Consider the following 12673-nt stretch of genomic DNA (forward strand, 5'->3'; position numbering starts at 1 on the left):
CGTCCTGAATTATTACCAAATAAATTATTAATAGCCGGGAGGAAGAAAAATGGCAGCAAGAATTTATTATCAGGAAGATTGTAATCTTTCATTATTGGAAGGAAAAAAAATCGCAGTAATCGGATATGGAAGCCAGGGACATGCACATGCCCTGAACTTAAAAGATTCCGGATGCGATGTTATCATCGGACTTTATGAGGGAAGTAAATCCTGGGCAAAAGCAGAAGCGCAGGGATTTCAGGTTTATACCGCAGCAGAAGCTGCAAAACAGGCTGATATCATCATGGTTTTGATCAATGATGAAAAACAGGCAGCAATGTATAAAGAATCGATCGAACCGAACTTGGAAGAGGGCAATATGCTGATGTTCGCCCATGGTTTTGCTATCCATTTCGGACAGATTGTTCCTCCGAAGGGCGTTGATGTAACAATGGTCGCTCCGAAAGGACCTGGACATACAGTGAGAAGCGAATATGAAGCTGGAAAAGGTGTTCCGTCTCTGGTCGCTGTATATCAGGATGCAACCGGAAAGGCACTTGACAAAGCACTCGCATACTCATTGGGAATCGGCGGAGCAAGAGCCGGTGTTCTGGAAACAACATTCAGAACAGAGACAGAGACAGACCTGTTCGGTGAGCAGGCAGTACTGTGCGGTGGTGTCTGTGCATTAATGCAGGCAGGTTTTGAGACGCTGGTGGAAGCAGGATATGATGCAAGAAATGCATATTTTGAATGTATCCATGAGATGAAACTGATCGTAGACCTGATTTATCAGTCAGGATTTGCAGGCATGAGATATTCTATCTCCAACACTGCTGAGTACGGCGATTATATCACGGGACCGAAGATCATCACAGAGGACACGAAGAAAGCAATGAAGAAGATCCTGAGCGATATCCAGGATGGTACATTTGCAAAAGACTTCCTGCTTGATATGTCAGAGGCGGGCGGACAGGCTCACTTCAGAGCAATGAGAAAACTCGCCGCAGAACATCCTGCAGAAGTAGTGGGTGAAGAAGTGCGTAAGCTGTACAGCTGGAGCGACGAAGATAAACTGATCAATAACTAATGCAATACCGCAATGACAGAGGCTGTTTCAAAATGGTTACAGGGCCATTTTGAAACAGCTTTTTTATTATCCGGAAGATCACTGTTTTACGGTATGGCAGAGGCGGATAAATGCCTGCGCTGATTTTGGAAGATATTTATTTTTGTGATGGAAGAAGATGCGGTCGAACAGCCGTATTCCGTAATATTCCTCCAGTATATTTATTTATTAATACTATTTTACATATATAGCGATCCGGAATATACTGAACATGAAAGGAGCGGAGACTTTTATGAAAGAGAAGCGGCATATTTTAGGAAAGTTATTTTTATCAACGCTGTATCTGAGTGCATTTACATTTGGAGGCGGATACGTCATTGTGACATTGATGAAGAAAAAATTTGTGGATGATTTTGGTTGGATTGATGAGGATGAGATGCTGGACCTGGTTGCGATCGCGCAGTCTGCACCTGGGGCGATCGCAGTAAACGGGGCGATCGTAATGGGGTATAAGATAGCTGGAGTTTTGGGTGCGCTTGTGAGTATAGCTGCAACAATCCTGCCGCCGTTTGTGATCATTTCCCTGATTTCCCTCTGCTATGAGGCGTTTAACAGCAATCCCTGCGTGCAGATGATGCTGAACGGCATGCAGTCAGGCGTAGGGGCTGTGATCGCAGTGGTAGTATATGAAATGGGGTACGGTATCGTACACGCGAAAAATGCCGTATCCATCGTCATCATGTGTGCGGCATTTGCAGCAACCTGTATATTTGGCGTGAATGTTGTATTGGTTGTGATCGCATGCGCACTGCTTGGTGTAATAAGGACACTTCTGGAGAGGAGGAAGGGATCATGATTTATATCCAACTGTTTTTAAGCTTTCTGCAGATCGGCATGTTCAGCTTCGGCGGCGGATATGCAGCAATGCCTCTGATCAAGGAGCAGGTGGTGAATGTTCATTCGTGGCTGACACTGGGAGAGTTCACGGATCTGATCACGATATCACAGATGACCCCGGGACCGATCGCCATCAATTCGGCTACCTTCGTCGGACTTAAGATAGCCGGAATCGGCGGGGCAGTTATCGCTACTGTCGGATGCATCCTCCCATCCTGTATTCTTGTTCTGCTGCTTGCCTTTATCTACCTGAAATACAGAAAAATGAATATGCTGCAGGGGATTCTGGATTCGCTTCGGCCGGCGGTTGTTGCCATGATTGCTTCAGCGGGTATCAGTATCCTGCTGTCAGCATTTTTTGGCAGCGAGGCCTTGCATCTCAAGAATATCAGATTCGATGCCGTGATTATTTTTATCATAGCTGTGATTCTGCTGAAGGTAAAGAACAAAAACCCAATCCTTGTGATGGTGATGTGTGGTGTGATGGAAGTGCTGTATTCGGTTGTAAAAGGAGTGATTGTATGAGGTTTTCCGGTGTGGAATTTTGGGGATGGTGGTATCTGTATGATGAGCAGGCGAAATGTATTGCAAAGGCAAGGCAACGAAGAGACCGAAAGCTGGAAGTGACAGCCAACGGGTGCAGGGCAGTATATTTTTACCAGCGCGACCGGGATACATGCCGGGTGACTAAAGGGAATGATCTGTTTCTGGAGGGACGTTTTTTCTATCAGACAGATAAACAGGGGAAGACGATACAGGAAGCGTCGTTCCGCCCCCCGATGCCTCTGCGTCTGGATATGGGCATTGAGGGAGAGTACTGCTTTTCACTGCATCAGAGGGTATCCAGGGAGATGGAGCTTTACTGCCGGGGCGAACTGGTCGGAATCATTCGGCATATGCTGAGGTGGAAAACACAGTTAACGCTGCAGAAAAAACCGGAGGATGGCACTCTGCTGATTCTCCTGCTGTTTCTGGCAAAACGCCTTTTGGAGGATGACACGGTTCTGATCGTTTGACTAGGCCCTCTTTTTCAGACAGAAGTCGATAAATTTCCGGACAGCCCCCGGCTGACTTGCCTGGCGGGGATAGGCAAAACCTATCTCACGCTTCCGGATGGGATATTCCAGCGGAATCTCCAGGAGTTCTCCTGAGGTCAGCTCATTTTGGACAAACTGCTTGATGACACAGGCAACGCCGAGGCTGATCTTTGCAAATTCAATCAGCAGGTCCATCGTGGAGATCTCAAGCACGTTACTGGTCTCAATGTGATTGAGCGCCAGATAATCATCGATATACTGACGTGTGATATTGCCTTTATCGAGCAGCATGAGTGTGGCATTTTTAAAGATGTCTGCATTGCCGTCCGCTGAGCGCAGAGTAAGGTTTGTAAGGTAGGTACCGGTGGCGACAAAAATGTCCTCGATCTCACCGAGTGAATCAAATTGCAGGTGAGGAAGGGTTTCCGGACGTCCGATCAGGCCCAGATCGATTTTGTTTTCCCGGAGCAGAGACAGTGTATGACTGGTAGACTGACACTCGATGGTGATCCTGATATGAGGATGTGTTTTGATAAAGTCTTCCAGATAGGGAAGCAGTGTGAATTTGCACAGTGTTGAGCTCACTCCTATGCGGATATGACCGATTCCGAGTTCCTGAATCTGCCGCAGTTTTTCTTCACCCGCCTGCAGGGCGTCGAATGCCTGAGATACATAAGTATAGAGTGTTTTCCCCTCCGCTGTGAGCGTGACACCGCGCGAGTTTCGGAGAAACAGCGAAAGATTTAAGTTTTCTTCCAGCTTTCGGAGTGATTTGCTGATCGCCGGCTGGCTGATAAAGAGTTCCGATGCGGCTTTGGAGATGTTTTGTGTGTTGGCAACGGTATAAAAAATCCGGTAGAGGGACAAATTTTGATCCATTTCCCAGGGCCTCCTCCTGTTTGTATAACTTAAAGTTATAATACGTATTCGTTTTATATATTTGTATTATATCAATGTTTATGCTAGAATAGCAATATCAAAGATAAGAGAAATCAAAAAATGTGAGACTGAAAAGGAGGAAAAGGATCATGGGTATGACTATGACGCAGAAGATTCTGGCTGCACATGCAGGGCTGGACAAAGTTGAAGCGGGTCAGTTAATTGAGGCAGATCTGGATCTGGTGCTTGGAAATGATATCACTTCACCGGTTGCCATTCATGAGATGGATAAGATGACGGTAGATACCGTATTTAATAAAGATAAGGTGGCTCTGGTTATGGACCACTTTATTCCGAACAAGGATATTAAATCAGCGGAACACTGCAAATGTGTACGTGAATTTGCATGTAAACACGATATCACCAATTATTTTGATGTGGGAGAGATGGGGATAGAACATGCACTTCTTCCGGAGAAAGGCCTGGTTGTGGCTGGAGACACTGTGATTGGGGCAGACTCACATACGTGTACATACGGCGCGCTTGGAGCATTTTCAACGGGCGTGGGAAGTACGGATATGGCTGCCGGCATGGCAACTGGCAAAGCATGGTTTAAAGTTCCGTCTGCCATCAAATTTAATATTGTAGGAAAACCATCCAAATGGGTGAGCGGAAAAGATGTGATTCTTCATATCATTGGCATGATCGGTGTGGATGGTGCACGATATAAATCCATGGAATTCGTCGGAGAAGGAATCTCCGGTTTGTCCATGGATGACAGATTTACAATTGCAAACATGGCGATCGAGGCTGGCGGAAAGAACGGCATTTTCCCTGTAGATGAAAAAGCAGTAGCCTATATGAAAGAGCATTCTATACGCGAATTTAAAGTTTATGAGGCAGATGAAGATGCAGTGTATGATGAAGAATATACGATCGATCTGTCAGAAATGAAGCCGACGATCGCATTTCCTCATCTTCCGGAAAATACAAAAACCATCGACGAGATCAGGGAAGATGTGCTCATCGATCAGTCCGTCATCGGATCCTGTACCAATGGCAGGATTGACGATCTGAGAATCGCAGCTGAGATCCTTAAAGAGCGCAAGGTGAAAAAGGGAGTTCGCTGTATTGTAATTCCGGCAACACAGAAAATTTATCTTCAGGCTATGGAAGAGGGACTGCTGAAGATCTTCATCGAAGCAGGTGCCGTTGTCAGTACACCGACCTGCGGACCGTGTCTGGGCGGTTATATGGGCATTCTGGCTGAGGGGGAAAGATGTATATCCACGACAAACCGCAATTTTGTCGGAAGAATGGGTCACGTAAAATCAGAGGTATATCTGGCTAGTCCTGCTGTTGCAGCAGCCAGCGCTGTGACAGGGAAAATTTCTGCACCGACAGAACTTGGATTATAGGAGGTTAGACCATGAAAGCAAACGGAACGGTATTTAAATACGGCGATAACGTAGATACGGATGTTATCATTCCTGCGCGTTATCTGAATTCTTCTGATCCGGCAGAACTGGCAACACACTGCATGGAGGATATTGACAGGGATTTTGTGAAGAATGTAAATAAAGGCGATATCATTGTGGCAAATAAAAATTTTGGCTGTGGATCTTCAAGAGAACATGCACCACTTGCGATAAAGGCAGCTGGTGTAAGTTGTGTTATAGCAGAGACATTTGCAAGGATTTTCTACAGAAATGCCATCAATATAGGTTTGCCGATTATTGAATGTCCGGAAGCAGCTCAGGGAATTGAATTCGGGGATGAGGTTGAAGTAGACTTCGACAGTGGTGTCATAACAAATAAAACCAAAGGCACTTCCTTTAAGGGGCAGCCCTTTCCGGAGTTTATGCAGAAAATCATCACAAGTGGCGGACTGGTAAACTACATCAATGCTAAAAAATAATATAATATTGATGCAAATTGATCTTTACAGTTTTTGATGAATAAGATATAATATTAAAACAGCAGGGATGCCGGAAGAGGCATTCCTGCAAAATAAAACGGGGTATGGCGTAGCTTGGTAGCGCGCACGGCTGGGGGCCGTGAGGTCGCAGGTTCGAATCCTGTTGCCCCGATTTACGGATTGAATCCATGTATAACTGAAGCGGTATGGCTGCGAAAGTTTATATGTGGATTTTTATTTTCATTTTTTGATTCCCAGCTTTTTTAGTATATTTTCGTATATGGTGTTTTTCAATATTTCCATCGTCTCATCATTATTTAAATCAGCCATAAACTCAGGGAATTTTGCTGTAAAGTTTTTCATATCTTCAACTTCCATATCATTTAAAAACTGTATGAGGAATTCAGAGTCATCCATCATCAGAAACTGCAATATTTTATTTTTATACTCTGTGTTCAAGTTATCAACTCCTTTGTGAACTAAGTGACAGGTCAGCGGTTGAAAAGTCAGATTGCATAAATTTTGACTGAATGATGATCGCCTTGTAAAGAATACGGAGCAGTTATCCAAACATTACGTATTAGTTGTAAGCTGCAAAGTAAAAGTTGCATTTAAAAAGCGGCAGGAAAAAAGTTGTTGACAATGATGGTCTGTTAATGATAATCTAAGAACAGTTAAATAAATAAATGCTGAGATGAGGAATAGTACATCCATTTTAGATTTCAGAAAGCTGCTGGCTGATGTGAAGCAGTAGATAAGATTGATGGAACTCACCTCTGAGCGGCTGCCCGAAATTCTTTGAAAAGTAGACGCAGACGGAGCCCCGACCGTTATCTGGGGGAGGATATCGATGGATTCATCCGTATCCGGTGAGTGTATGAAGTTTATTCATAAAATGAGAGTGGTACCGCGTAGACTATAACAGTCTTTCGTCTCTTGCTGGCAGCAGCATTTGAGCGAAAGGCTGTTTTTCTATTGCATCGGAAACTGTATCTATCAAAAAACAGGGAGGAAACGAATTATGATGAATCACAAAAAGTATCAGCGGCAATATTTTATGCCGCCCACAGAATGTATGGACTGGACAAAAAAAGAGTATATTGAAAAAGCGCCGATCTGGTGCAGCGTTGACCTTCGCGACGGCAATCAGGCTCTGGTCATCCCTATGAGTCTTGACCAGAAAGTTGAGTTTTTCAAATTGCTTGTTGACGTGGGATTTAAAGAGATTGAAGTGGGTTTTCCCGCAGCTTCTGATACGGAATACATTTTTCTTCGAACGTTGATCGAACAGAATCTGATCCCGGATGACGTGACGATTCAGGTACTGACACAGGCAAGGGAACATATTATTCGAAAAACTTTTGAGGCTTTGGAAGGTGCAAAAAAAGCTGTTGTTCATGTCTACAATTCAACTTCTCTGGCACAGAGAGAGCAGGTATTTCGTAAATCAAAAGCAGAAATTTTGCAGATTGCAGTCGATGGGGCAAAACTTTTGAAAAAGCTGGCAGATGAAACGGATGGAAATTTCCTGTTCGAATACAGTCCGGAGAGTTTCACCGGGACGGAACCGGAATATGCACTGGACGTAGTAAATGCAGTTTTGGATGTATGGAAACCAACGCCGGATAAAAAAGCGATCATTAATCTTCCCGTAACAGTACAGCATTCATTGCCGCATGTTTATGCAAGTCAGATCGAATATATGTGTAAAAACATGAAATATCGTGAAAATGTTGTGGTATCCCTTCATCCCCACAATGACAGGGGATGCGGTGTCGCAGACTCTGAGCTGGGAATTCTGGCAGGGGCGGACCGTATAGAAGGAACCTTGTTTGGAAATGGAGAACGCACAGGAAATGTGGATATAGTTACATTAGCAATGAATATGTATGCACAGGGGGTAGATCCGGAACTGAACTTTGAGAATATGCCGGATATCTGTGAGAAGTATGAAGAATATACCGGCATGCAGATCGATGCAAGAAGCCCGTACAGCGGTTCACTGGTATTTGCTGCATTCTCCGGTTCGCATCAGGATGCAATTGCAAAAGGTATGAAATGGATCGATGAAAAGACACCTGATCGCTGGACGGTGCCGTATCTGCCAATCGACCCCACAGATATTGGAAGAAACTACGATGCAGATGTGATCCGCATAAACAGCCAGTCCGGAAAGGGCGGTGTCGGATATATCCTTGAAACAAAATATGGACTTTGCCTTCCGGCAAAGATGCGGGAGGCAATGGGTTACGCTGCAAAAGCAGTCTCAGACCACACGCACAAAGAACTGCATCCGGATGAAATATTTGAACTGTTTAAGAAAGAATACGAGAATATCACAGAACCTTATAATGTTGTTGAGGTTCATTTCCAGCAGAGAGATGGAATCACAACGCAGGTAACTTCTGTCCATAACAGTGAGACGATTGTCACAGAAGCAGTTGGAAACGGACGTCTCGACGCGGTCAGCAATGCCCTGAAAAAAGCGTATGGTCTGGAATACGAGCTGGTTACTTATCAGGAACATGCACTTGAAAAGAGTTCCAGCTCCAGAGCGATTGCATATGTCGGTGTGAAAGGAAGCCAGGATCGGATGGCATGGGGAGCTGCAGTTGATCCGGATATTATCAGGGCATCTATTGATGCACTGGTGACAGCTATCAATAATCTGGTAAAACATCATTAAAATCTTATACAAAGTTTGGATGGGAGCGGGGAGAAAGAAATGTAAAAAAATGCGATATTCGTCGAAAAGTGGAGAAAAGCTTATAAAATAATGGGCGTTTTTCATGAAAAAGTGGAGAATAATTAGTGAAATCAGCCAAAATTTTGGTTTTTCTATTGACTTTACCAAACTGAATATCTATACTTTGCTTAGTGTAGAAAAGCACATAAGGCAAAGGACAGATCGATGGAAGCAATTAAAAAACTGCTGTGCAAAGTGAAGACACTTATGACACGGAGAAATGAAAAACACAGCCGGACGAAAACCGCTGTTATAGTCAGTGTTGTTGTGACAGCGGCTGCAGTAGGTGTTGCGGCCGGAAGTGTCTCTGCTAAAAATGCAGATACAGAGCAGAGGACAGCAGCAGATATCCCGAAGCAGGAACAGCTTTCAGATCCTGATGAGGACCCCGACCCTGCCGGTGCTGCAGAGGTAACTGTGCAGCCGGAAGAAGAGGAAACCATACCGCAGGGTTTTCAGGGGATCATAGATGGTGTAAATGCGACGAAAGCCGCCAACGGTGAGTACCATCCGATTGGTACAAACGTGGAAGATGTGCTGGTGGGACAGAGAACCGCGATACGGGAAGAGGTGTCGGAGTTTGATGTCGGAAGCCTGGTAAAAGAAACGGTTAATTCTATCGATGACCAGTCGTGGGAGCTGGTAGAAAAAACAAAGATTTCAGATAATGATTATGAAACACTGCTGTCTATTGTCGAGGCTGAGGCCGGAGGAGAGGACATTAAGGGGCGGATTCTGGTGGCAAATGTGATATTTAACAGGGTTGCCAGCGAACAGTTTCCCGACAGTGTGACGGAGGTCGTGTGGGATAAGTCCGGCGGCAGCGCACAGTTTTCTCCGACAATCGATGGAAGGATTGCAACCGTTGCAATTTCAGATACGACGCGTGAAGCGGTGAACAGGGCGATTGACGGGGAGGATTATTCCGACGGGGCATTGTTTTTCCTCGAAAAAGAATATTCTGAGGCAAAGAATGTCAAATGGTTTGACTCCAAACTCACATTTCTGTTTAAACATGGCTGCCACAGCTTTTATAAGTATTAATAGTCAAAAAAGGTATTGCCGGAGGCTGACAATACCTTTTTTGATTGACAGGAAATAGTATTGGGATGAATCTTTTTATGCACGGCCGCGTTGCGGGATTCTTCACTATATGCTATAATCTTTAGCGATGAAGGCTGATATGGTTTTTATTTATGCGAAGAAAGAAGAGGATGGTAATACAAATGGAAATTTTGTATAAAAGCACAAGAGGAAATAATGAAACAGTAACGGCTTCGAAGGCAATTCTTCAAGGTCTCTCTGCAGACGGAGGTCTTTTTGTTCCGTCTCAGATTCCGTCATTGGATATCGATATGGAGACGCTGTCCCAAATGACATATCAGGAAGTAGCGTATGAAGTCATGAGCCGTTTTCTGACAGATTTTACGAAAGAAGAATTACAGGACTGCATAGAGAAGGCATACGATGAAAAATTTGATACGCAGGATATTGCCCCGATCGTGAAGGCAGACGGAACGTATTATCTGGAATTGTTCCATGGAGCTACCATTGCTTTTAAAGATATGGCACTGTCAATACTTCCGCATCTGATGACAACGGCTGCCCGTAAAAATCAGGTGAAAAATGATATCGTGATCCTGACAGCGACTTCCGGAGATACTGGAAAAGCCGCATTGGCTGGATTTGCTGATGTTCCCGGGACAAAAATCATCGTTTTTTATCCGAAAGACGGTGTCAGTCCGATCCAGGAAAAACAGATGGTGACACAGAAAGGCGGCAATACGTATGTTGTGGCGCTGGAAGGCAATTTTGACGATGCCCAGACCGGAGTGAAGCAGATGTTTAATGACGCGGCACTGGCGGATGAGCTCTTGCAGGCAGGTTATCAGTTTTCTTCTGCGAATTCTATCAATATCGGACGTCTGGTACCTCAGGTGGTATATTACGTATACGCGTATGCCAGCCTCGTGAAAAATAAGGAGGTTGAACAGCAGGAAACTGTCAATGTTGTTGTGCCTACCGGTAATTTCGGCAATATTCTGGCTGCGTATTACGCAAAACAGATGGGAGTGCCGATCGATAAGCTGATCTGTGCTTCCAATGAAAATAAAGTGCTGTATGATTTCTTTACGACGGGAACGTATGACCGCAACCGTGAATTTATCCTGACATCCTCACCGTCAATGGATATTCTGATTTCCAGCAATCTGGAACGACTGATCTATCATCTGACAGGAGACGATTCCGAACAGAACAGGGCATTTATGGATGCGCTTTCAACAGATGGAAAGTATACGATTACCGATGCGATGAAGGCTAAGCTTGCGGATTACTATGGCAATTATGCAAGCGAGGAGGAAACTGCCCAGACGATACGCCGCATCTATGAGACGGCAGGATATATCATCGATACCCATACTGCAGTGGCAGCAAGTGTTTACCAGAAATACAGACGGGATATGAGGGATGATAAGAAGGCAGTGCTTGCTTCCACAGCAAGTCCGTTTAAGTTCACAAGAAGCGTGATGAATGCGATCGATAAATCATACGATGAGATGACAGATTTTGAACTGGTTGACGAGCTCGCCAAAATTGCCAGGGTAAAGGTACCGCAGGCGATCGAAGATATACGCAGTGCACCGGTGCTGCATGATACGGTAGTTGAAAAAGATGAGATGAAGGGAATTGTGAAAAAGATTCTGGGAATCTGATCTGGAGAATGGATATGAAATGGAAAGATTTGCTCTCACCGGTCAGAGCCGGCGTTTATCAAAAGAGCGGAAACTATAAATCCTCTGACCTCAGGAGCGAATTTGAAAAGGACTATCATCGGATCATAGGGAGTGCATCCTTTCGCAGGCTTCAGGATAAGACGCAGGTGTTTCCGCTTGACAAAAGCGATTTTATTAGAACCAGACTGACACACTCCATGGAAGTCTCCTCGTTTGCAAAGTCACTGGGACAGAATATTGCACAGTATATTCTTAAAAATCAAAAAGATCCGGATTTTGATCTTCAGACGAAAAGTGATATCTGTGATATCCTTCAGTGTGCGGGACTGATACATGACATAGGAAATCCACCGTTTGGTCATTTTGGGGAGGAGGCAATCCGTGACTGGTTTATGAAAAATCTGTCCGGTGTTATCCTGTGCGGTCGTCCGGTTCCGGAATATTTATCAGCACAGATGCTCCAGGATCTGTATCATTTTGAGGGAAATGCGCAGGCTCTGCGCCTTGTGAGCAAGCTTCATTTTCTGGTAAATGAATACGGTATGAATCTGACGTATGCTCTTTTGAATACGATTATCAAATACCCGGTCAGTTCCACGCAGATGAAACCTGGCAGCGGAAACATCCGGGATAAAAAAAATGGGGTATTTTTATGCAGAACAACAGCTGTATGAGAATATTGCATCCGGTACGACCGCAGCAGGGGTCCGTCATCCCCTCACCTTTATCCTGGAAGCCGCGGACGATATCGCATACAGGACTGCAGATATTGAAGATGCATTCAAAAAGGGCTGCATTTCCTACAGAGAACTTTTTCAGGAGATCAGTGATTTTCAGGAAAAACATGCACCTGGCGGGCGTGGAATCGATGCTGTCGGAATTCTCAAGCATCAGTATGACAATGCCATCCGGCGGAATATCAAAGATCCGCAGCTCTACAGTGTTCAGAACTGGGTGGTACGCCTGCAGAGTTCTCTGATATTTGCTGCGACGGATGGATTTACCATGAATTATGATGATATCATGGCAGGGACATACCCGCATGATATCTTTTATGGGACGGATGGGGCGTGGGTCATGGAGGCACTGGGTGATATTGCACATCGTTATGCGTTCACTTCACAGCCTATTTTAAAACTGGAAGTTGCCGCAGGGACCATACTGACGTTTCTGCTGGACAAACTGGTCCCGGCTGCCGTACATTATGACTGCTCTGAGCCGATCGATATGATGGAAGGAAAGATGATATCCCTGATCTCCGACAATTATCTGCAGACGTATCACACGTACGCTAAAGGAAAGTCAGAACGGGAAAAACTGTACTTAAGACTGCTCCTCGTGACGGATTTTGTGAGCGGTATGACGGATAGTTATGCGAAAAATCTGTATCAGGAGCTGAATGGGATACAGTAG

The 12673-nt window shown here is 44.8% G+C and carries 13 protein-coding genes, 1 tRNA gene and 1 other annotated feature; of the genes, 12 read left to right on the forward strand and 2 right to left on the reverse strand.

Annotated elements, in window-relative coordinates; genetic code table 11:
* The first annotated feature begins 49 nt into the window (after positions 1 to 49).
* The 4 genes from ilvC to MCG98_RS11700 all read left to right on the forward strand — a co-directional run bounded on the left by ilvC (position 50) and on the right by MCG98_RS11700 (position 2961).
* Positions 50 to 1069 (forward strand): ketol-acid reductoisomerase, encoded by a 1020-nt coding sequence (ilvC, locus tag MCG98_RS11685; RefSeq protein WP_240302144.1) that lies wholly within the window; start codon positions 50 to 52, stop codon positions 1067 to 1069.
* A 271-nt stretch (positions 1070 to 1340) separates the two neighbouring features.
* On the forward strand, positions 1341 to 1904 hold the full coding sequence (locus MCG98_RS11690) for a chromate transporter (RefSeq protein ID WP_240302145.1): 564 nt from the start codon (positions 1341 to 1343) through the stop codon (positions 1902 to 1904).
* The gene (locus tag MCG98_RS11695) at positions 1901 to 2470 is read left to right on the forward strand and encodes a chromate transporter (protein ID WP_240302146.1); all 570 of its coding nucleotides are present in this window, start codon (positions 1901 to 1903) and stop codon (positions 2468 to 2470) included. The genes MCG98_RS11690 and MCG98_RS11695 overlap by 4 nt, the downstream gene beginning before the upstream one ends.
* Positions 2467 to 2961 carry a hypothetical protein gene (locus MCG98_RS11700; RefSeq protein ID WP_240302147.1) on the forward strand — a complete coding sequence of 165 codons (495 nt, stop codon included), beginning with the start codon at positions 2467 to 2469 and terminating at the stop codon, positions 2959 to 2961. The genes MCG98_RS11695 and MCG98_RS11700 overlap by 4 nt, the downstream gene beginning before the upstream one ends.
* On the opposite strand, the gene MCG98_RS11705 is transcribed toward MCG98_RS11700, so the two are convergent.
* Positions 2962 to 3861 carry a LysR family transcriptional regulator gene (locus MCG98_RS11705; protein WP_240302148.1) on the reverse strand — a complete coding sequence of 300 codons (900 nt, stop codon included), beginning with the start codon at positions 3859 to 3861 and terminating at the stop codon, positions 2962 to 2964. It lies immediately after the preceding gene.
* 149 nt (positions 3862 to 4010) lie between these two features.
* Here MCG98_RS11705 and leuC point away from each other — a divergent pair, with 149 nt between their 5' ends.
* The 3 genes from leuC (at position 4011) to MCG98_RS11720 (ending at position 5951) form a co-directional block, all read left to right on the forward strand.
* On the forward strand, positions 4011 to 5279 hold the full coding sequence (gene leuC / locus MCG98_RS11710) for a 3-isopropylmalate dehydratase large subunit (protein ID WP_240302149.1): 1269 nt from the start codon (positions 4011 to 4013) through the stop codon (positions 5277 to 5279).
* A gap of 11 nt (positions 5280 to 5290) precedes the next feature.
* Positions 5291 to 5779 (forward strand): 3-isopropylmalate dehydratase small subunit, encoded by a 489-nt coding sequence (gene leuD / locus MCG98_RS11715; protein WP_240302150.1) that lies wholly within the window; start codon positions 5291 to 5293, stop codon positions 5777 to 5779.
* 98 nt (positions 5780 to 5877) lie between these two features.
* A tRNA-Pro gene (locus tag MCG98_RS11720) sits at positions 5878 to 5951 on the forward strand.
* 68 nt (positions 5952 to 6019) lie between these two features.
* On the opposite strand, the gene MCG98_RS11725 is transcribed toward MCG98_RS11720, so the two are convergent.
* Positions 6020 to 6238: a hypothetical protein gene (locus MCG98_RS11725; RefSeq protein ID WP_240302151.1), complete on the reverse strand. Its 219-nt coding sequence runs from the start codon at positions 6236 to 6238 to the stop codon at positions 6020 to 6022.
* Positions 6239 to 6461: 223 nt separating this feature from the next.
* Positions 6462 to 6719: a binding site (T-box leader), on the forward strand.
* Positions 6720 to 6800: 81 nt separating this feature from the next.
* Between MCG98_RS11725 and MCG98_RS11730 the strand changes: the two genes are divergently transcribed.
* The 5 genes from MCG98_RS11730 (at position 6801) to MCG98_RS18960 (ending at position 12673) form a co-directional block, all read left to right on the forward strand.
* Positions 6801 to 8465, forward strand: a complete 1665-nt coding sequence (locus MCG98_RS11730) for a 2-isopropylmalate synthase (protein ID WP_240302152.1) — start codon at positions 6801 to 6803, stop codon at positions 8463 to 8465.
* A 225-nt stretch (positions 8466 to 8690) separates the two neighbouring features.
* Positions 8691 to 9569 carry a cell wall hydrolase gene (locus MCG98_RS11735; protein WP_240302153.1) on the forward strand — a complete coding sequence of 293 codons (879 nt, stop codon included), beginning with the start codon at positions 8691 to 8693 and terminating at the stop codon, positions 9567 to 9569.
* Between the two features lie 182 nt (positions 9570 to 9751).
* Positions 9752 to 11239: a threonine synthase gene (gene thrC, locus MCG98_RS11740; protein WP_240302154.1), complete on the forward strand. Its 1488-nt coding sequence runs from the start codon at positions 9752 to 9754 to the stop codon at positions 11237 to 11239.
* Between the two features lie 14 nt (positions 11240 to 11253).
* Positions 11254 to 11934, forward strand: a complete 681-nt coding sequence (gene dgt, locus MCG98_RS18955; protein ID WP_345891651.1) for a dGTP triphosphohydrolase — start codon at positions 11254 to 11256, stop codon at positions 11932 to 11934.
* A complete protein-coding gene (locus MCG98_RS18960; RefSeq protein WP_345891652.1) occupies positions 11900 to 12673 on the forward strand; it encodes a hypothetical protein in 774 nt (257 codons plus the stop codon). Before dgt ends, MCG98_RS18960 begins: the two co-directional genes overlap by 35 nt.

The organism is Ruminococcus sp. OA3, assembly GCF_022440845.1.
In the GTDB taxonomy this organism is placed as follows: Bacteria; Bacillota; Clostridia; order Lachnospirales; family Lachnospiraceae; genus Ruminococcus_G.